This window comes from Vibrio hangzhouensis (assembly GCF_900107935.1).
In the GTDB taxonomy this organism is placed as follows: domain Bacteria; phylum Pseudomonadota; class Gammaproteobacteria; order Enterobacterales; family Vibrionaceae; genus Vibrio; species Vibrio hangzhouensis.
The window spans coordinates 13,665-33,980 of the sequence record NZ_FNVG01000017.1 but is presented as its reverse complement, the minus strand read 5'-3'; the positions used below and the strand labels follow the sequence as shown (position 1 = coordinate 33,980).

The 20,316-nt window shown below is 48.9% G+C and carries 18 protein-coding genes and 1 pseudogene; 18 read left to right on the top strand and 1 reads right to left on the bottom strand.

Annotation, left to right across the window (positions count from 1 at the left end):
* The first annotated feature begins 38 nt into the window (after positions 1-38).
* The 15 genes and pseudogenes from C4S60_RS16090 (at position 39) to tatC (ending at position 14,082) form a co-directional block, all read left to right on the top strand.
* Positions 39-917 carry a MotY family protein gene (locus tag C4S60_RS16090; RefSeq protein ID WP_160111374.1) on the top strand — a complete coding sequence of 293 codons (879 nt, stop codon included), beginning with the start codon at positions 39-41 and terminating at the stop codon, positions 915-917.
* Positions 918-2,243 (top strand): sigma-54-dependent transcriptional regulator, encoded by a 1,326-nt coding sequence (locus C4S60_RS16085; RefSeq protein WP_103881379.1) that lies wholly within the window; start codon positions 918-920, stop codon positions 2,241-2,243.
* A gap of 12 nt (positions 2,244-2,255) precedes the next feature.
* On the top strand, positions 2,256-2,612 hold the full coding sequence (gene fliE, locus C4S60_RS16080) for a flagellar hook-basal body complex protein FliE (protein WP_103881378.1): 357 nt from the start codon (positions 2,256-2,258) through the stop codon (positions 2,610-2,612).
* 3 nt (positions 2,613-2,615) lie between these two features.
* On the top strand, positions 2,616-4,364 hold the full coding sequence (gene fliF, locus C4S60_RS16075; protein ID WP_103881377.1) for a flagellar basal-body MS-ring/collar protein FliF: 1,749 nt from the start codon (positions 2,616-2,618) through the stop codon (positions 4,362-4,364).
* On the top strand, positions 4,330-5,346 hold the full coding sequence (locus tag C4S60_RS16070; protein WP_103881376.1) for a flagellar motor switch protein FliG: 1,017 nt from the start codon (positions 4,330-4,332) through the stop codon (positions 5,344-5,346). The genes fliF and C4S60_RS16070 overlap by 35 nt, the downstream gene beginning before the upstream one ends.
* Positions 5,347-5,349: 3 nt before the next feature.
* Complete coding sequence (gene fliH / locus C4S60_RS16065) at positions 5,350-6,099, top strand: flagellar assembly protein FliH (RefSeq protein ID WP_103881375.1); 750 nt, start codon at positions 5,350-5,352, stop codon at positions 6,097-6,099.
* Entirely contained in the window at positions 6,092-7,447 is a 1,356-nt protein-coding gene (gene fliI, locus C4S60_RS16060; RefSeq protein WP_103881374.1) for a flagellar protein export ATPase FliI, read from the top strand. The genes fliH and fliI overlap by 8 nt, the downstream gene beginning before the upstream one ends.
* Positions 7,437-7,868 (top strand): flagellar export protein FliJ, encoded by a 432-nt coding sequence (gene fliJ / locus C4S60_RS16055; protein ID WP_103881373.1) that lies wholly within the window; start codon positions 7,437-7,439, stop codon positions 7,866-7,868. The genes fliI and fliJ overlap by 11 nt, the downstream gene beginning before the upstream one ends.
* 250 nt (positions 7,869-8,118) lie before the next feature.
* Positions 8,119-9,450 (top strand): annotated as a pseudogene (gene rmuC, locus C4S60_RS16050) (DNA recombination protein RmuC); the annotation flags it as partial.
* Positions 9,451-9,495: 45 nt separating this feature from the next.
* Positions 9,496-10,278: a bifunctional demethylmenaquinone methyltransferase/2-methoxy-6-polyprenyl-1,4-benzoquinol methylase UbiE gene (gene ubiE, locus C4S60_RS16045; RefSeq protein WP_103881371.1), complete on the top strand. Its 783-nt coding sequence runs from the start codon at positions 9,496-9,498 to the stop codon at positions 10,276-10,278.
* Between the two features lie 10 nt (positions 10,279-10,288).
* Positions 10,289-10,924, top strand: a complete 636-nt coding sequence (locus tag C4S60_RS16040; protein WP_103881370.1) for a ubiquinone biosynthesis accessory factor UbiJ — start codon at positions 10,289-10,291, stop codon at positions 10,922-10,924.
* Entirely contained in the window at positions 10,921-12,555 is a 1,635-nt protein-coding gene (gene ubiB / locus C4S60_RS16035) for a ubiquinone biosynthesis regulatory protein kinase UbiB (RefSeq protein ID WP_103881369.1), read from the top strand. Before C4S60_RS16040 ends, ubiB begins: the two co-directional genes overlap by 4 nt.
* Positions 12,556-12,608: 53 nt before the next feature.
* The gene (gene tatA, locus C4S60_RS16030) at positions 12,609-12,857 is read left to right on the top strand and encodes a Sec-independent protein translocase subunit TatA (RefSeq protein ID WP_103881368.1); all 249 of its coding nucleotides are present in this window, start codon (positions 12,609-12,611) and stop codon (positions 12,855-12,857) included.
* 3 nt (positions 12,858-12,860) lie between these two features.
* The gene (tatB, locus tag C4S60_RS16025) at positions 12,861-13,262 is read left to right on the top strand and encodes a Sec-independent protein translocase protein TatB (protein ID WP_103881367.1); all 402 of its coding nucleotides are present in this window, start codon (positions 12,861-12,863) and stop codon (positions 13,260-13,262) included.
* Positions 13,263-13,335: 73 nt separating this feature from the next.
* Positions 13,336-14,082, top strand: coding sequence for a twin-arginine translocase subunit TatC (gene tatC, locus C4S60_RS16020; protein WP_103881449.1), 747 nt, complete (start codon positions 13,336-13,338; stop codon positions 14,080-14,082).
* A 309-nt stretch (positions 14,083-14,391) separates the two neighbouring features.
* On the opposite strand, the gene C4S60_RS16015 is transcribed toward tatC, so the two are convergent.
* Positions 14,392-15,153 (bottom strand): TatD family hydrolase, encoded by a 762-nt coding sequence (locus C4S60_RS16015; RefSeq protein ID WP_103881448.1) that lies wholly within the window; start codon positions 15,151-15,153, stop codon positions 14,392-14,394.
* Between the two features lie 140 nt (positions 15,154-15,293).
* Here C4S60_RS16015 and hemB point away from each other — a divergent pair, with 140 nt between their 5' ends.
* The 3 genes from hemB (at position 15,294) to spfP (ending at position 20,084) form a co-directional block, all read left to right on the top strand.
* On the top strand, positions 15,294-16,331 hold the full coding sequence (gene hemB / locus C4S60_RS16010; RefSeq protein WP_103881366.1) for a porphobilinogen synthase: 1,038 nt from the start codon (positions 15,294-15,296) through the stop codon (positions 16,329-16,331).
* A gap of 719 nt (positions 16,332-17,050) precedes the next feature.
* Entirely contained in the window at positions 17,051-19,843 is a 2,793-nt protein-coding gene (gene polA / locus C4S60_RS16005) for a DNA polymerase I (RefSeq protein ID WP_103881365.1), read from the top strand.
* A 193-nt stretch (positions 19,844-20,036) separates the two neighbouring features.
* Positions 20,037-20,084 carry a small protein SpfP gene (gene spfP, locus C4S60_RS23995; protein WP_438356636.1) on the top strand — a complete coding sequence of 16 codons (48 nt, stop codon included), beginning with the start codon at positions 20,037-20,039 and terminating at the stop codon, positions 20,082-20,084.
* The last annotated feature ends 232 nt before the right edge of the window (positions 20,085-20,316 follow it).

Sequence of the window (20,316 nt, the reverse complement as noted above, 5' to 3'; positions counted from 1 at the left end):
ATTGTCTAAGTTTTGCTGTTAATAGAATGTATCTTTTGGTGTTATTTATAGCGGCTATTTTTGGGATTAAGGTCTCACAGGCGGCGGAAGTAAATATTCCGATGGATTTAGTGGACTGGCAAGCCGTCGAAGGAGAATTCGAGTGTCAGCTTAGTCATTCATTGCCAAATAACATGGGGAAGTTTTACTTCCATGCGGAACCGAATGACCAGATATCCGCAGTATTACATTTACCCAATAAACCCATTAAGCGCGCTCAACTGTTTCAGCTGTCGCCACCCTGGCAGACACCCACTGAGCATGTCGCAATCGATGAGGCTGCTAAAACTGCCCGGGGATATGCCATCTTCGATGTGGATATTGACCAATTACTGGCCGCTGTGACCAAAGGGGCATGGATTCGTGTCAGCTCAATGCAGGATACCCATGTTTACGGAGATGCTTACGTTCTGCCGTCTACGCGTATTGAGCAGGCTTATGTTCGTTTCAATGAGTGTCGTACGGAATTGCCGCAAATGAACTACACCCAGGCAAGAGATGTGGTATTGAAATTTGAGTTTGGCCAGCGCGTGGTCTCCAGTGAGCAGCGCAAAACCCTGCAGTCTCTTGCGAGTTATATCAAAGCCGATGACAAGGTGGCCAGGGTATTGGTTGATGGTCATACCGACAACGTCGGTTCGTCGATAAGCAATCTACAGATTTCCAGAGTACGTGCCGATGACGTTGCCAGTGTACTTAATGAATTGGGTACGCCTGAAAATCTTATTGAAGTACGAGCGCATGGTGCGCGTTATCCGGTCAGTAGTAATGAGACCGAGTTTGGTCAAGCGAAAAACCGTCGCGTTACAGTACGAATTGTGCGACAGCCTTCTAATCAGTCAGCGTCTTCAACGGATATGAAGACGGAGGTTCAATAAATGAAAAAGGACATTCTATTCGTTGAGCCTTGTGAGCTAAACGCTAAGCCTATTATTGAGTTACTCACTCAACAGGGTTTTGACGTGACGCACGTAAGGACGGGGCGTGCTGCGCTGCTTAAACCCGCAGCTTCTATCAGTCTGGTCAGCTCAAACTTGCCGGATATGAGTATTCGTGAATGGATTGCCTGCCATCAGCGCAAGAACAATTCGGGAGTAGCCATTGCCATTGTCGAGCAGGATCAGGGCATTCTGGCCGCAGAATCAATGAAGGCCGGGGCAACCGATTATCTGCTTCGTCCATTCGAATCTGCACAACTTGTTAATCTGATCCAGCGTGTTGAAGCGTTGGAGAAACCGATGGCAAACATTGTTGCGGAGTCCTGGCGCAGTAAACAAGTATTGCAACTGGCGCACCGAGCGGCCTGTACCAGCGCCAGTGTCCTGATCACCGGAGAATCGGGGACAGGAAAAGAGGTGCTGGCACGTTATGTCCATGACCAGTCGCCACGCAGTCAGCAGCCATTTATCGCCGTCAACTGTGCCGCGATTCCGGAGTCCATGTTGGAGGCGGTGTTATTCGGCCACGTTAAGGGCGCATTTACTGGTGCAACCGGTTCACAGAGTGGCAAGTTTGAAGAGGCCAATGGCGGAACGATTCTGCTGGACGAAATCGGTGAGATGTCTCCTGCGGTGCAGGCGAAGCTTCTGCGTGTGCTTCAGGAGCGCGAAGTGGAGCGCGTGGGCAGTCATAAGTCGATCGCTCTGGACATTCGGGTAATCGCAGCAACCAATAAAGATCTGCGCCACGAAGTGCAAAAGGGCACATTTAGAGAAGATCTTTATTATCGCCTCGATGTACTGCCGCTGCACTGGCCACCTCTGCGCGACCGCAAAGAAGACATTCTGCCCATCAGTCAGTTCTTCATTAATAAATACAAAGAGCAAACCAATTGTCACCTGTCCAAAGATGCGCAACAGGCTCTGAGCCACTATCACTGGCCGGGTAACATTCGTGAGCTTGAGAATGTGATTCAGCGTGCGCTGGTTATGCGCCACGGTGACTACGTTACGGCTCAGGATCTCATGCTGCCAATCGATATGCCAACCAGCACTTTTGCGGTGCAGGAGAGCGCCATGGGTCATGTCGAAGTGAAGAAGCAAGCAGAGTTCCAATTCATTTTAGAAAAACTACGTCAATTTGGCGGAAACCGAACCAAAACGGCGGACGCTCTAGGGGTTTCTACACGAGCATTGCGCTACAAGTTAGCCGCAATGCGAGAACAAGGAATCGATCTACAGTCGGCTATCGGCTCGGCTGCGTAAAGGAGAATTTTGATGGCGATGCAACCGATAAATAATGCGTTATCCGCAGAGCAATTAATGCTGACCAAAATGCAGGCGATGCAGCAACACGTGCAGCCTGATTTTGTGGTTTCAAACAACCCGATGGATGTGAATAAGGTGAATGAACCGATGGCGTTCTCGGGGGCGATGAAGAACGTGTTGGATATGGTGAATCAGCACCAATCTGTCGCGTCGCAAAAAATGACAGCCGTTGAGACGGGACAAAGTGATGATCTGGTTGGCGCTATGATCGCCAGTCAAAAAGCCAGCCTGTCTTTCTCAGCGCTGATGCAGGTTCGCAACAAGGTTGTTGCGTCGTTTGAAGATATTATGAAGATGCCGGTGTAGAACATGTCAGAATTAGCACCTCAAACTGTCGCCGCAACCAGCCCGATTGATGTTGCGCCTAAGTCGACATCTTCACCCAGCATGAATGATGTCAATACCAAGCTTAAGCAGCTTTGGTCCAGTTCTCAGCGTAACCTGGTGCTGTCAGCGGTGCTGGCTGCCATCGTTGCCGCCATCATTGTCGTCGCCCTTTGGAGTTCATCCCAGAGTTATCGTCCGCTCTATAGTCAGCAGGAACGCTTTGATATTGGCGAGATTGTTTCGGTACTGGAATCCGAAGGCATTGCCTATCGTCTCCAGGAGCAAAACGGCCAGGTGTTGGTTGCTGAAGGGCAGGTGGCTAAGATCCGCATGCTGTTGGCTGCCAAGGGCGTGAAAGCTCAGTTGCCGACTGGTCTGGATTCGCTTAAAGAAGACAGCTCTCTGGGTACCAGCCAGTTTATGGAAAATGCGCGCTACCGACATGGTCTGGAAGGGGAGTTGGTCCGAACCATTATCTCTCTGAACGCAATTTCCAATGCCCGAGTCCATCTTGCCATTCCTCGCCAGACCTTGTTTGTTCGTCAGCAGGGAGAGGATCCATCGGCATCAGTCATGATTGAACTCAAACCGGGTGAAGATCTGAAACCGGACCAGGTTGAAGCCATCGTCAATCTGGTGGTGGGCAGTGTGACAGGTATGAAACCGGAGTTTGTTTCTGTTATTGACCAGTACGGTCGTTTGCTCAGCGCGGATGTGGGATCTGCGGAGTCGGGTAAGGTCAATGCCAAATACCTTGAATATCAGAAGAACGTGGAGAAGCAGATCATTCAGCGTGCCGCCGATATGCTGACGCCGATTGTCGGCCCAAGCAACTATCGAGTTCAGGTAGCCGCAGATATGGACTTCAGTCGGGTAGAAGAAACGCAGGAAATTCTGGATTCCAACCCGGTAGTACGCAATGAACATAGCATCCACAACAATACCGTCGACAAGATCGCTCTGGGAATCCCGGGTTCATTGAGCAATCAGCCTCCAGTTACTGGTGAAGTGCCGACAAACGACAGTCAGAACACCAATGCACGCAGTGAACTTAATCGTCAGTATGCCGTTGGTAGCAGTGTACGTCGCACTCAGTATCAGCAGGGACAGATTTCTAAGTTAAGTGTCTCAGTCCTGCTTAATGAAAGTGCAGCACCCAATGGTACCGCCTGGACCGAAGCTGAGCGTACACAGATCTCGACCATGATTTCCGACGCCGTGGGCATTTCAGCGGATCGCGGCGACAGCATGAGTCTGATGAGCTTCAACTTTACCCCGGTAGAAATTGAAGCGCCACCTGCGATGCCTTGGTGGCAGGATCCTACCGTACAGCAGCCACTGCGTTATGTAATTGGTGGCATGCTGGGAATGGCGATGATTTTCTTCGTACTGCGACCGCTGATCATGCACCTCACCGGTGCTGACAGACAGGGACAAGAGCTTGAGTTTGCCGAGCCACAGGAAGAAGAATATCAGGAAAATATCCAGACCCGTGAAGAGCGAGAGCGTGAAGAAATGCTCAATCGCCGATTGTCAGAGCGAGGTATCGAATCCACCTCCTCAGGACTGGATGCCAGCAGTGATATGTTGCCTCCTCCGGGCTCTCCACTGGAGATTCAACTTAAACATCTACAGCTTATTGCCACAGAAGAGCCTGAGCGTGTAGCAGAAGTACTTAAACAATGGGTAAATGTGAATGAAAACAGCTCAGCCAATGCCAGCCACGCTTAGTCATGTTGAGAAAACCGCTCTCGTCCTTTTAGGTATGGGCGAGGATGCGGCAGCGCAGGTATTACGTCACTTCTCTCGCGATGAAACTCAGCGTGTCACCAAAGCCATGGCACGCCTGAGCGGCATTAAAAGTGATAATGCGAAGAAAGTGATCCAGCATTTCTTCGAAGACTTCAGACAGCACAGCGGTATTCGCGGTGCGTCTAAAGAGTATCTGTCGAATACCCTGCGTAAGGCGCTGGGTAACGACTTGGCGAAAGGGTTGCTCAATAACCTGTACGGTGATGAAGTCCGCAATAATATGCAGCGCCTTCAGTGGGTGGATGCGGAGATACTGGCTCGCTTTGTGGCGAAAGAACACCCGCAAATGCAGGCCATTTTTCTTGCGTATCTGCCACCGGAAACGTCCTCTGCAGTATTGAGCCATCTGCCATCGGATTACCACGACGAACTCTTGTATCGCATTGCACGTTTACAGGATATCGACCATCAGGTCGCGGCGGATCTCAATGAACTGATTGAGCGTTGTATCGAGCAAGTATCTGTGACCCAGAGCGCACCGATGTCCGGTGTCAAACAGGTGGCAGATATCATTAACCGCTTCTCCGGTGATCGCGCCATGTTGATGGAAATGCTCAAGTTGCATGACGAAGAAGTCGTGGGAGAAATCGAAGAGAACATGTTTGACTTTATGGTACTTGGCCGTCAGCGCGAAGACACCATGGACACGCTGGTGCAGCAGGTACCAATGGAGCTTTGGGCCATCGCACTCAAAGGGGCCGACATCACTCTGCAACAAGCCATTAAGCGTTCGATGCCACAGCGTATGGTGAAGCAACTGGAAGATGATATGCAGATTAGAGGCGCGGTCCCAGTCAGTGCCGTGGAGCGAGCTCGCAATGACATCATGCAGATCATAAAAGAGCTGTCAGAGACAGGTGAAATCGAGTTGTCGCTGTATCAAGAGCAGACCGTGGAGTAAGCCATGAAGGAAAAAGCCGTTTTCAGATTACCGCCAAGTGGCTACAGACAGCATCGTTTCCCACCTTTGGCCCAGCCAAGTAGCGTCGATGAGTTTGCTGCCGATCTCTCATGGGAAGAATCCCCAAGTCAGGTGGATATTCAGCAACGTCTGGAAGAAGGGTTTCAGCAAGGATTGGAGCGAGGCCATCGAGAGGGTCTGAATCAGGGCATTGAGCAGGGTAAACAACAAGGCCTGCTCGAAGGTCAGAAAGAGGGTTTTCAACAAGGCTTTGTGTCGGGTGAGCAGTCGGGAAAGCAGGCCTTTATGGATGCGGTCAAACCGGTCAATGACATTTACGTGTCGCTGTCTCGCTGGCAGGAAGAGAAAGAGCAACAGCAGAGACACATCATCTGTGAGCTGGTACAAAAAGTGGCGCAGCAGGTGATCCGTGCTGAGCTGACCCTGATGCCACAGCAAATTCTGGCACTGGTGGATGAAACGCTCGATGCGATGCCAGGCAAAACCGAAAAAGTCACGGTACACCTGAATCCACAGGATTTGGAGCGTATTACTCAGATAAATCCGGAACTGGCTCAGGGCTGGAAACTGGTTGCCAAGCCAGAGCTGCCGGTGGGCGGTTGCCATCTGGTCACCGAAGACGCGGAAGCGGATGCCAGCTGTGACTCCCGACTGGAGTCTTGTATGGATGCGGTGAAAGAGCACCTGCTGGATGAAGTTACGCCCATCGATTTAGAAGACAATCATGACTAGCCCCACTTCGCCATTACTGAACGAACGTCTCAACGATGCGATTGCATCGCTGGATTTGATTCCGGTCGCCAGGGTGACCGGGCGTTTAGTCAAAGTGAATGGACTGATGCTTCAGGCGGTAGGATGCCGGTTCAAACTGGAGCAGCGTTGTCTGGTTGAGACCGATGAAGGGGACATGATTGAAGCTCAGGTTGTGGGTTTTGATCATACCATCGCCTATCTGATGCCAGTACGTCGATTGGGTGGCTTGTTCGCCGGTGCCAAGGTGGTGCCGTTAGATGGTGACAGTTCGGTGAATCTGGGCAGTCACTGGTTAGGCCGTGTGGTGAATGGTTTAGGTGAAGCGCTCGATGATGGTGTGCCTTTGAAGGGCGGAGACCGAGTGTCACTGGAGCCGAAACCCATTAACCCTTTGAAGCGCAGACCGGTGGATACACCACTGGACGTTGGCGTTCGGGCCATCAATGGTTTGCTAACCGTGGGTAAAGGCCAGCGGATAGGTTTGATGGCAGGCAGTGGGGTCGGTAAAAGTGTGCTGATGGGAATGATCACGCAAAACACCGAAGCCGATGTGATAGTGGTGGGATTGATTGGTGAACGTGGCCGTGAGGTTCGGGAGTTCATTGAGCGCAATCTGACGCCCGAGGCGCGCAAAAAGGCCATCATCATCGCCGCACCGGCGGATGAATCCCCGTTGATGCGCCTCAGAGCCACATTGTTGTGTCATCGGGTGGCGGAGTACTTTCGTGATAAAGGGCAGGATGTTCTGTTGCTGATGGATTCACTGACTCGTTATGCCATGGCCCAGCGAGAAATCGCTCTGGCACTGGGTGAGCCGCCGGCCTCTCGGGGCTACCCACCATCGGTATTCAGCGTGCTACCACAGCTACTGGAGCGTGCGGGTAACAGTGAGCATCCGGAAGGCAGCCTGACGGCCATTTATACTGTGTTGGCCGAAGGCGATGACCAGCAAGATCCTGTGGTCGATTCGGCACGTGCCATACTCGATGGTCATGTGGTTTTGTCACGGCAACTGGCGGAGCAGGGGCACTATCCTGCTATCGATATTAACGCTTCAATCAGCCGCTGCATGTCTGGCTGTACCCCGGAAGTGCACGGCACCATAGCGAATCAATTTCGCCAGCTCTACTCCAATTACTTACAGGTTAAAGAATTACTGCCATTAGGGGGGTATCAGCCCGGACAGGATCCCGAGTTGGATCAGGCGGTAGCGATGCATCCTCAGCTAAAAGGGTATCTGTTGCAGAGCGCTGGCGAATCGGTGGACTTTCCGACCAGCCTGACTGAGCTGGCACATCTATTCCAGGGGCAGACTCATGGACAGTAAGATTCGTGCCGTGGGTAAGATGACCCAGGTTGAGGAGTTGCAGCGCGATCAGATTGGCGCACGACTGGATGCAATGCGTCATCAAAATGAGCATCTGGCGAAGCAACTCACTGCGCTTTCCGAGTTAAAGGCGCTCAATTACAGTGGGTCGTCCAAAACCTGCAGTGTTGGTCTGATGAACCTCAACCTGGTCGATCAAATGCTGCAAAAAATGCTCAACCACCAACGTCATGAGCAGGCCGTCATGGAAGCACAATGCCAGTCAGTGCAGAAGCAACTGCAACAAAAAGCGGCACGGGTTCATGGACTCGAACAGGTGCTGGAGCGTTGGCGTAAGAAACAGAACTACGAAAAAGCCTGTCGTGATCAGAAGCTTATCGAGGACATCATCAATTCACGTCTCAGACGGCGAACCCTGTAAATATCTGGACATTTATCCAGTATAAATTACCATTAGCATTAGTACCTGTTCGGATGGTAAGCAAATAATGCAATGGATAATTGACAACCAAACTCTCCTACTTTCAATTACTTCGATTTCAACCTGCCTGGGATTCTCCGCCGCGGCCGTGCTGCATTTCAAGTCCCGCCAAATGGCGGAGATGTTTGAGCAAAAGACACAACTAGAGAACAGCGCGTTTGAACGTGAGACAGCACGTTTGCATCAGGAACTGACGCAAGCGAGACAAGAGCTGGAACAGCTGGATGATGAACGGGATAAGTCGGCGTTTGAACTCAAGCAGGCGCACGGTAAGGTGATGGCAGCTATGGAAAAGCTGCGTTACTTTGATGCCGTCAAACAGGAGCGCCAGCAATACGCAGGAGAGCTGGAGCAGGTCAAGCAACAGCGCGCGCAATCTGAGGCTCAGTTGCGAGAGCAACTGGCGACTTATCAGCAGCAGCAGCGCTCGGATCAGGAAAAACTCGAGCTGCTGCAACAATCAGAGCTGCGCCTGAAAGAACAATTTGAGCGGCTGGCCAACCAGGTGTTTGAGACAAAGACCGCCAAAGTGGACGCTCAGAACCGTCAAAGTCTGGAAGGCATCTTGACCCCACTGAAAGAGCAGTTAGAAGGGTTTAAAAAGCAGGTCAACGACAGTTTTAGTCAGGAAGCTAAAGAGCGTCACACCTTAGTTCATGAACTGAAGAATCTGCAACGACTGAATGATCAGATGACCAGAGAAGCGATGAACCTGACTCAGGCTCTTAAAGGTGATAATAAACAGCAAGGGAACTGGGGAGAAGTGGTGCTGGCACGGGTTCTGGCGGAGTCAGGATTGCGTGAAGGTCATGAGTACCAAACGCAGGTGAGTTTACAAAACGAGGCTGGTAAGCGTTTTCAACCCGACGTCATCGTCCAGTTACCGCAAGAAAAACAGGTGGTGATCGATTCCAAAATGGTGCTGGTGGCGTACGAACGCTATTTCAATGCGGATTCGGACTCCGAGCGTGAGCGCGCCTTGAGTGATCATTTGCTGGCTTTGCGTAATCATATCCGGGGACTGTCGCAAAAAGATTATCATCAGCTGAAGGGCATTCGTTCTCTGGATTATGTCCTGATGTTTATTCCGGTGGAGCCGGCATTTCAGGTGGCGATTCAGGCCGATCCGAGTTTGGTGAAGGAGGCGATGGAGAACAATATTATATTGGTCAGCCCGACCACCTTGTTGGTCGCCCTGCGCACCATTGATAACTTATGGCGCAATGACCGACAAAATCAGAATGCTCAGGTTATCGCCGACAAGGCCAGCAAACTGTATGATAAGTTGCGTTTATTTGTCGATGATATGGAAGGGCTGGGCGGTGCGTTGGATAAAGCCAACCAGAGTTACCAGGGGGCGATGAATAAACTGGCGACAGGTAGAGGGAATGCGATCCGCCAGGCGGAAAGCTTTAAACAGCTTGGTGTGGAAGTAAAACGATCAATTTCTCCTTCGCTCACAGAAATTGCACAAAATGATGCGTTGGTGGAAAGACAACCAGACATGGATAAAGTAAACTGACCGTCTGCGGTGCAGGTGATGTCGCACCGTTCAAGAGGAAGAATAATGACGGATAGTAACGTGCAATCAGAACAGCTAAATCAGCAACAGGAAACCACCCATTTTGGTTTCGAGACAGTCGCGAAAGAAGAAAAAGTCACACGTGTCGCTGAGGTGTTTCACTCAGTGGCGGCAAAATACGACATCATGAACGATTTGATGTCCGGCGGTGTACATCGTTTATGGAAGCGTTTTACTATTGATTGTAGCGGGGCCAGACCGGGTCAGCGTATTCTGGATCTTGGTGGTGGTACGGGTGATTTAACCGCTAAGTTTTCACGCATTGTTGGCGACCAAGGGCACGTAATTCTGGCAGACATCAACAATTCTATGCTGAATGTCGGTCGTGACAAACTGCGTGATACCGGGATCGTCGGTAATGTGCATTATGTGCAGGCCAATGCAGAGGAATTGCCTTTCCCTGATAACTACTTTGACTGCATCACCATCAGCTTCTGTCTGCGCAACGTGACGGATAAAGACAAAGCACTGCGCTCTATGTTCCGAGTGCTGAAGCCTGGCGGCCGCTTATTAGTACTGGAATTTTCCAAGCCTATTCTGGATCCCCTGTCAAAAATCTATGATGCCTACTCATTCCATCTATTGCCAAAAATGGGTGAACTGGTAGCGAACGATGCCGAGAGCTATCGTTACCTTGCCGAATCTATTCGTATGCACCCGGACCAGAGCACACTGGAAAACATGATGCAGCAAGCTGGGTTCGAGCAAACCAAATACTTTAACCTGACAGGTGGCATTGTGGCATTGCACCGCGGATACAAATTCTGAGGAATGAGCTATGCCCTTTGACCCATTAGTTACTGCAGTGGTGGAAACCACACTCAATACCCTGATTCAAGACGATGATGCGTTAGTAAAACGCGTAGCCAGACTCAAAGGCCAGGTGATACAGATCCATTTGCGTGAGTTCAATAAATCACTGACGTTTGTCTTCAGCCATCAGCTGGATGTGTTGGCGAATTACGAAGGTGAACCCAATTGCTACCTTTCGCTTAATCTGTCAGTCCTGCCTGAGCTGAAAGAGCAGGCGAATATCACCAAGTTGATCAAGCAGGATAAGCTGGAGCTTGAGGGCGACATTCAGTTGGCTCAGAAGTTCTCAGCGCTGTTGACGGACTGCAAGCCGGATATTGAAGAATGGCTGTCGCGTGTCACTGGAGACGTTGTGGCCCACACTGCTGTACAGGGCGCGAAAGGGGTAATGGCTTTTTTTGCTGCTCAGGCAGCAAGGCATCAGGATCATTTCGGTCAGGTGCTTACTGAAGAGTGGAAGATCGCGCCGCCACCTCTTGCGGTTGCGGCGTTTTGTGACGATGTGGATGAACTGCGCAGTCAGGCCGAGCGATTGGATGTGCGTTTGGATGCCCTACTGGAATCTGTCAATGCGCCCACTGATGACTCGGAGCGTTTATGACACCGAGTGAATTGAAACGTCTGTATCATATTGTAAAGGTTCAGCTTGAATATGGGCTTGATGAGCTGATACCCACCCATCAGTTAACTAAAGCTCCACTTCTGGCCAGAAAGTCGCTGTTCTGGATGCAAAACCAGCACCCGGACAAACCGTTGGGCGAAAGGTTAAGGTTGGCGTTGCAAGAGTTGGGGCCTGTCTGGATCAAATTTGGTCAGATGATGTCGACTCGCCGTGATCTGTTTCCACCCCACATTGCCGATCAGTTGGCCTTGCTGCAAGATCAGGTATCGCCTTTCGACGGCCGCCTGGCCAAATCACAGATGGAACTCGCACTGGGTGGGCCTATTGAACAATGGTTTGATGACTTTGAAATTGAACCACTTGCATCGGCCTCCATCGCTCAGGTTCATACGGCAACACATCGAGAGACCGGACAGGAAGTTGTTCTGAAAGTTATCCGTCCTGATATTCGCCCGGTCATCGATGCGGATATCAAGCTGATGTATCGTATGGCTCGAATTGTCGCTAAAGTGTTACCTGAGGCACGTCGACTCAAACCGGTGGAAGTCGTGCGCGAGTATGAGAAAACCTTACTCGATGAACTCGATCTTCGACGCGAAGCGGCGAATGCCATTCAGCTTCGACGTAATTTTGAGGGCAGCGAAGAGCTTTACGTTCCGGAAGTACTGCCTGACTTCAGCAGTGAAACCCTGATGGTCTCGGAGCGAATCTATGGCATTCAGGTTTCAGACATCCCGGCTCTGGAAGCCAATGGCACCGATATGAAGCTGTTGGCGGAACGTGGTGTCAGTGTGTTCTTTACTCAGGTCTTCCGGGACAGTTTCTTCCACGCCGACATGCACCCCGGTAACGTGTTTGTCAGTTATGACCACCCGGAGAACCCGAGATGGATCGGGTTGGATTGCGGCATTGTCGGTACGCTCAACAGCGAAGATAAGCGCTATCTGGCAGAAAACTTTCTGGCGTTCTTTAACCGTGATTACCGTAAAGTCGCAGAGCTGCATGTGGACTCGGGTTGGGTGCCGATGGACACCAATGTCGATGAATTTGAGTTTGCAATTCGTATGGTGTGTGAACCGATATTCGCCAAGCCATTGTGTGAAATTTCATTTGGTCACGTGCTGTTAAACCTGTTCAATACGGCGCGTCGTTTTAATATGGAAGTTCAGCCTCAGTTAGTGCTGCTTCAGAAAACGTTGCTCTATATTGAGGGGTTGGGCAGACAGCTCTATCCACAGCTAGACTTATGGGAGACGGCAAAACCATTTTTAGAGGAATGGATGGCCAATCAGGTTGGACCGCAAGCGGTCATTAACGGAATTAAAGAGCGCGCTCCATTTTGGGCAGAAAAATTACCGGAACTTCCCGAGTTACTGTACGATAGCCTCAAACAGGGTAAGGCTATGAATCAGCGCATGGATATGCTGTATCAAGGATACCGTGCAACAAAGCGGCAACAGGGGACAGGCAAGTTTTTGTTTGGTGTTGGCGCAACTTTAATCGTATGCTCTGCCATATTGCTGGAAGGACCTTACCAACAACTCTCCGTAGTATCGGGCGTTGCAGGTATCACATTTTGGCTGTTAAGTTGGCGTACTTACAGGCGTTAAGCGATAAACTCGTATTAATTTTTCATTGTTAATCAAGACCCGAGGTAGAAAGAATGGGTGGTATTAGTATTTGGCAACTTCTTATTATTGCTGTCATCGTTATTTTGTTGTTTGGCACTAAGAAACTACGTGGTATCGGTGGTGATTTAGGTGGTGCGGTTAAAGGCTTCAAGAAAGCGATGAGCGAAGATGAGCCTGCAAATAAATCAGACGCAAAAGATGCTGATTTTGAGCCAAAGAACATTGAGCAGCAAAAGACAGACGCTTCGACTGAAACAAAGAAAGATAAAGAGCAGGCATAATTCGTGTTTGATATCGGTTTTTGGGAACTGGTACTCATCTCAGTAGTTGGCCTCGTGGTTCTGGGACCGGAACGACTGCCAACTGCTATCCGAAGTGTTTCTCGTTTTATCAGCTCTGCGAAAGCAATGGCAAATAATGTCAAAGATGAGCTTTCACACGAACTTAAAGTGCAAGAGCTTCAGGAGAATCTGAAAAAAGCTGAGAAAATGGGCATGGAAGACCTCTCTCCTGAGTTAAGAAGCTCGGTAGAGGAACTGAAACAGGCTGCGCAAGAGGTAACTCGTCCGTACGCGAATGAGAAGCCAAAGGCCACAACGCCAGAAGACAGCACAACCGAGGTTGCGTCTGAGTCGGTCAAACCTGTTGAGAATGAGTCTCCAGAAAGAAATCTAAATAAGGGCTGAGTTTCAGCCCTTGTCATTTTATATTGCGAAAGCGCGTTAGTTGTCTGACCGCTTGATTGTATTCGAGGTTTTCATGTCTACCGTCGAACAGACACAGCCTTTGATTAGTCACCTGCTTGAGTTAAGAAATCGCTTGTTGCGCGCCATTGTTGCCGTGCTGGTGGTGTTTCTTGCTTTGGTTTATTTTTCCGGTGACATCTATGATTTTGTTTCCAAGCCACTGGTAGAGAGGTTGCCTGAAGGGGCAACAATGATTGCAACTGATGTTGCGTCGCCTTTTTTTACGCCGCTAAAGCTGACTCTGATCGCTTCGGTGTTCATTGCGGTTCCCTATATCCTTTATCAGGTATGGGCGTTTGTCGCTCCCGGGCTGTATAAGCATGAGCGAAAACTGGTGATGCCGCTGATGTTTTCCAGTTCACTACTGTTTTACTGCGGAGTCGCGTTTGCTTACTTTGTCGTTTTTCCATTGGTGTTTGGCTTTTTTACCGCGATTTCTTTAGGTGGGGTCGAGTTTGCCACTGATATTTCGAGCTATCTTGATTTTGTACTGGCGCTGTTTTTAGCGTTTGGTATTGCTTTTGAAGTACCGGTGGCCATCATCTTATTGTGCTGGACAGGAGCCACCGATGTTGACAGCCTGAAACAGAAACGTCCTTACATTGTGGTTGGGGCTTTTGTTATTGGGATGCTGCTCACCCCTCCCGACATGATTTCGCAAACCTTGCTGGCGATCCCTATGTGCTTGCTGTTTGAAGTTGGATTGTTCTTTGCGCGTTTTTACACCCGAAAAGACCAAGAAGAATCAGAGCAAGAATAATGAAAGAGAAAATAGCGGCTGAGGCCGCTATTTTTTTATTTGACAATGATGACATGGCCACAGCCAGAACAGACATAAATTTCTTTAATGCCCCTTATTTTTTGCCATAGCGTGCGCTTTTGTCGTTGTAGCAGGTTTCCATGTTCACACATATGCGACCTCCCCTGGTTCATGGATTTAGGGCACATACCTTTGTTGTTATTAGATTATTGGCATATGGATATCAGATTCATCATACGCCGATATATGCAACCAGGCCATATCATTTTTGAACCAGTGTCACACTTTTGATATGCGTGTCATATAATGTTACAAATCAAACAATGTCTTTGCATTGTCCGTCGTTTTGTTTAGCACTTCGGTAACGCTGATGTCATTGATCTCAGCAATGCGCTTCGCGACCAGTTCAGTGTAGGCTGGTTCGTTACGTTTTCCTCGATGTGGAACGGGTGCCAGATAGGGGCAGTCTGTTTCTAATATGACCCGGTTCATATCCAGATGTGGGATCACTTTGTCCATACCGGAATTTTTAAAGGTAGAGACGCCGCCCAATCCAAGGTGAAAGCCGAGGTCACTGATGGCCTTCGCCTCTTCGACGGTTCCGCCAAAGCAGTGGAATACGCCACGTAAATGGCCATCTTGCTCAGTGCGAAGCAGTGCTAATGTCTCTTCGATGGAGTCTCGTGTGTGAATCACAACGGGCAGATTTCTCTCTTTGGCCCAGTTTAGCTGAGTCACAAAGGCACGCTCTTGCTGCGCTCTGAAAGTCTTATCCCAGTATAAATCGATACCAATTTCGCCGACGGCCACAAAATCATGCTTGTCGAACCAAGAATAAATAACGGCAAGCGTTTCATCGACATTGGCATCCACATAGCACGGGTGCAGTCCCATCATTGAGCGGCAGAGCTGGGGATAAGCGGCTTCGGTTGCCAGCATGGGCTGTATAGAGTCCAAATCAATGTTTGGCAATAAAATGTGTTCTATGCCAGCAGCCATCGCACGCTGTACAACCTCGTCACGATCGTTGTCAAACTCTGTGGCGTAAATGTGTGCATGGGTATCAATCATCATTAGCAAGTCATTCTGTACGTTTAAGTGATAGGGCAAGTATATCGCTTGTGGTTTAGCATTTTCCAATTTTACTACTAGCATGATGAGGGGAGAGTGTTATGCTTGGTTTTCGCATTTGTCCAGACAAGGAGAGAAAGGTGTCTGTATCGATTCAAGGTCAATTTCCAGCACGACGCATGCGTCGTATGCGCAAACATGACTTTAGCCGACGTTTAATGGCAGAGAACAAAGTGTCGGTAGATGATTTGATCTATCCAATGTTTATTCTAATGGGTAAAAACCGCCGTGAAACGGTGGAATCCATGCCAGGGGTTGAGCGTTTATCGATTGATTTGATGTTGGAACAGGCAGAATACCTTGCGAATTTGGGTGTACCCGCCATCGCTCTGTTCCCTGTGGTGAATCAGGATGCGAAGAGCGTCTGTGCTGCTGAAGCCTACAATCCGGAAGGATTAGTACAGCGCGCGGTTCGTTCTCTGAAAGAGAATGTGCCACAAATGGGCGTGATCACTGATGTGGCGCTTGATCCGTTCACAACGCATGGTCAGGACGGCATCATCGACGAAGACGGTTATGTCCAAAACGATGAGACGACTGAAGTGTTGATCAAGCAGGCTTTGTCACATGCGGAAGCGGGGGCGGATGTGGTGGCACCATCGGACATGATGGATGGCCGAATCGGTCGAATTCGTGAAGCACTGGAAGAAGCCGGTCACATTCACACTCAAATCATGGCTTACTCGGCGAAGTATGCCTCCAATTATTATGGTCCTTTCCGTGATGCCGTCGGTTCTGCGTCTAATCTAAAAGGCGGAAACAAAAAGAACTACCAAATGGATCCCGCTAACAGTGACGAAGCCTTACATGAAGTAGCGATGGACGTGAACGAAGGGGCGGACATGGTGATGGTCAAGCCCGGTATGCCTTATCTGGATGTGGTTCGCCGTGTGAAGAGCGAGCTTCAGGTGCCTACGTTTGCCTATCAGGTATCAGGCGAATATGCGATGCATAAGGCTGCAATTCAGAATGGATGGCTAAAAGAGCGTGAAACGGTACTTGAGTCACTGCTGTGTTTTAAGCGCGCGGGCGCGGATGGCATTCTGACGTATTTTGCTAAGGATGTTGCTCAATGGCTGGCAGAAGAAAATGGTGAAGCGAAATCCTATTTAAAGTAAATGGGTGAATGAACGTAAATAGAAGGCCGGTTATCAAAACCGGCTTTTTTCACCGTGGAGTGCCTCCAAGAAGCAGGAGGCTGTGTTGTTTCGAGTAATTGAAGCTAATTGAGAAAAGTTCGCAATTAGTTCTTGACGACGCAAATGCGAATGATTACTATTAATCTGTCTTAAGGGGAAAGGTTAAGAGGAGCTCTGTTCCAGTTAGGAGCGGAAATCATTCTTCAACTTAGGAACTTTTTGACACGACATTGCTCACATTGCTTCCAGTGTATTTATAGCTTTTTGGCTGGTTTGTCGTACTCGTTGATTGAGTCAACCGCCACCTATTTTGCTAGGCGACATCTTTGATGTCGCTTTTTTTCTATCTAGTGTTTGTACACTATTTAGTCAGGGGAGATTAGAACATAATCCTGCTCTCTGTAATTTGTAGTAAAGAAGGTTTTCCACATGGCTCGATCCTTTAAGGATCATAGTTATACATCAAGATCTGAATAAAAGTGCCTTATTTACAAAGAGTTAACCTTGGTTTTTGCTGTTTTTGAAATTCTGGGTCATCTGATAAAACAACTCTATAAACAGACTTATCCACAGATGGAGAGCGTGCTGCGCAGCATATTGTGACGGAACTGTGTATATAGACAGTGAAAGGACGTGGCATAGTACTGAGAGACGTGGCATTCTTATAGCTAATTACCCGCAATCTTGGATAACTAGACATGGCGCAAATACCTGACAACCCACTGATCCTTATCGATGGCTCCTCTTATCTATATCGAGCATTCCACGCTTACCCAGAAACCATGAGCAACGGTGAAATTCCGACCAACGCCGTTTATGGTGTGGTGAACATGCTCAGAAGTATGATGCGCCAGTTTGCCTCAGATCGAATTGCGGTGGTATTTGACGCCAAAGGCAAAACGTTTCGCGATGAGATGTACCCGGAATACAAGGCGCACCGACCGCCGATGCCAGACGATCTGCGCTGTCAGATTGAGCCTTTGCACAATGTGATTAAAGCGATGGGCCTGCCGTTGATTTGTGTGCCTGGCGTCGAAGCGGATGACGTGATTGGTACCTTAGCTCATCAGGCATCCCAATCAGGAATGCCGGTACTCATCAGTACGGGTGACAAAGACATGGCTCAACTTGTGGATGAGAATGTCACCCTCATTAATACCATGACTAACGTCGTGATGGACAGAGAAGGGGTATTGGAGAAATTTGGTATTCCCCCAGAGCTTATCATCGACTACCTGGCCTTAATGGGTGATAAAGTTGATAACATTCCTGGTGTGCCAGGCGTGGGTGACAAGACCGCTACGGCTCTGCTTCAAGGTATTGGTGGCATTAAAGAGCTCTATCTACGTCTTGAGGACATTGCGCCTCTGGGCTTTCGTGGTTCAAAGACAATGGCGAAAAAGCTTACTGAGCATAAAGAAAATGCATTGCTTTCTTATGATCTGGCGACGATAAAACTGGATGTCGAACTGGACTGCACACCAGAATCACTGCATAAGCAACAACCGAATGTCGATGAGCTGAAAAAACTGTACGGCCAACTGACCTTTAAATCCTGGCTAAATGAGCTTTTGGAAGGAGGCAATGGTGAGGTGGTTGCTCTGGAAAGCTCAGCTAAAAAGGCGCAGAGTGCGGGCAGCGATGCCTCTGAAATGGATGTGTCCAAAGTTACCATCGATCGCAGTGGCTACGAGACCATACTAACAGAAGAGAGCTTTCAAACCTGGTTAGAGAAGTTGAAAGCGGCGGATGTTATCGCCTTTGATACCGAGACAGACAGTCTGGATTATATGGTTGCGAATCTGGTGGGCCTGTCATTCGCCACCGAGGAAGGAGTTGCTGCCTACGTTCCTGTCGCTCACGACTACATTGGCGCGCCTGAACAGTTGGATCGAGACTGGGTGCTCACACAGCTTAAGCCTCTTCTGGAAGATGAGTCAGTAGTAAAAGTTGGTCAGAATTTAAAATACGATGCGAGTGTCATTGCCCGTTATGGTATTGATCTGAAAGGGATTAAGTTTGACACCATGCTGGCTTCCTATGTCTACAACAGTGTGGGCGGTAAGCATGACATGGATAGTCTGGCACTGCGATTCTTACAACACAGCTGCATTTCCTTTGAACAGATCGCGGGTAAGGGGAAGTCTCAACTCACCTTCAACCAGATTGAACTGGATCAGGCCTCACCCTATGCCGCAGAAGATGCGGACGTGACATTGCGACTGCATCAACGTCTGAACGCGGAGCTTGAAAAAAATCCTGTGCTTAATCGTGTTTATCAAGAGATTGAAGTGCCATTAGTACCTGTTTTGTCTCGCATTGAGCGGACCGGGGTATTGATTGACGACATGTTGCTGGGTGCTCAGTCTCAGGAAATTGCGGTGCGACTCGATGAACTCGAACAGAAGGCTTTCGAGATCGCCGGACAAGAATTTAACTTAAGCTCACCTAAACAGCTGCAAGCCATCTTCTTTGAGAAAATGGGCTTGCCGGTGATCAAGAAAACGCCGTCAGGTGCGCCTTCGACTAATGAAGAAGTGCTGCAAGAGCTTGCTTTAGATTATCCACTGCCTAAGTTGATTCTGGAGTACCGTGGTCTGGCGAAACTGAAATCCACTTACACCGATAAGCTGCCGAAGATGATCAACCCAGAGACAGGTCGTGTCCATACTTCTTATCATCAGGCAGTGACCGCCACAGGACGTTTGTCATCAACAGATCCAAACCTGCAAAATATCCCGATTCGAAACGAAGAAGGTCGTCGCATTCGTCAGGCATTTATTGCTCCACATGGTTGGAAGATCCTGGCAGTCGATTACTCTCAAATCGAACTGAGAATTATGGCTCACTTATCGGGCGACAGGGCATTACTTGACGCGTTTAAGCACGGTAAAGACATTCATGCTGCTACCGCGGCGGAAATTCTGGGAGTGGACATCGAGCAGGTAACCAGTGAGCAGCGTCGTCGCGCCAAAGCGATAAACTTTGGTCTCATCTATGGTATGAGTGCATTTGGACTTTCTAAGCAGCTGGGTATTCCTCGAGGTGAAGCTCAGCAATATATGGACACCTATTTTGAGCGTTACCCTGGCGTGATGCAGTATATGGAAGATACTCGTGCTTTGGCCTCAGAAAAAGGCTTCGTCGAGACTATTTTTGGTCGCCGTTTACATTTGCCGGAGATCAAATCGCGTAACGGAATGCGTCGCAAGGCGGCAGAACGAGCGGCGATCAATGCGCCAATGCAGGGAACCGCTGCCGACATCATCAAAAAAGCCATGTTGCTTGTTGATGAATGGATTCAATCGGAAGGCGAGGGTAGAGTCAAACTCTTAATGCAAGTACACGATGAACTGGTATTTGAAGTGGAGTCGTCATCTTTAAGCGAAATTGAAAGTAAAATACAAAATCTGATGGAATCTGCAGCAGAGCTTGAAGTTCCATTGGTTGCTGATGCCGGTCATGGTGATAACTGGGAACAGGCGCACTAGACAAAATTTGAGCAAATTGAGCAAATTAGTATGAGCCAGCGCACAGTCGTTGGCTTTTTTTTGTTGGTAAATAAGTTTTTGTATCTAAAGCGCTTATGTCTGTTAACAAAAATATCATGAAAAAAAACTACAAAAACGGTTTCATTTTCTGATCAGTTGTTGTACATTAGATCGCGTAGGGTACAGAGGTAAGATGTTCTATCTTTCAGACCTTTTGTTTCACGTTATTGGATTAGGCTGATTCAGCCGCCCCAGTCAGTATTTGACTGGGGCGTTTTTTCTTGTGGCAAAGAAAATTTCCAGCCAACGCCTTCCCGTCATATCCTTCTTTTCTCAACTCGTTTTTTTGTTCAGTGGTTACCGCGATTTTGTAATTTAACGACCTTCACAGTATTGATAATTTACATGCAGAAGAAAGCCGCAGGAAAGAACCGGCCATTCGCGTTTAACGTGTTGAAATATAAGAGATAACT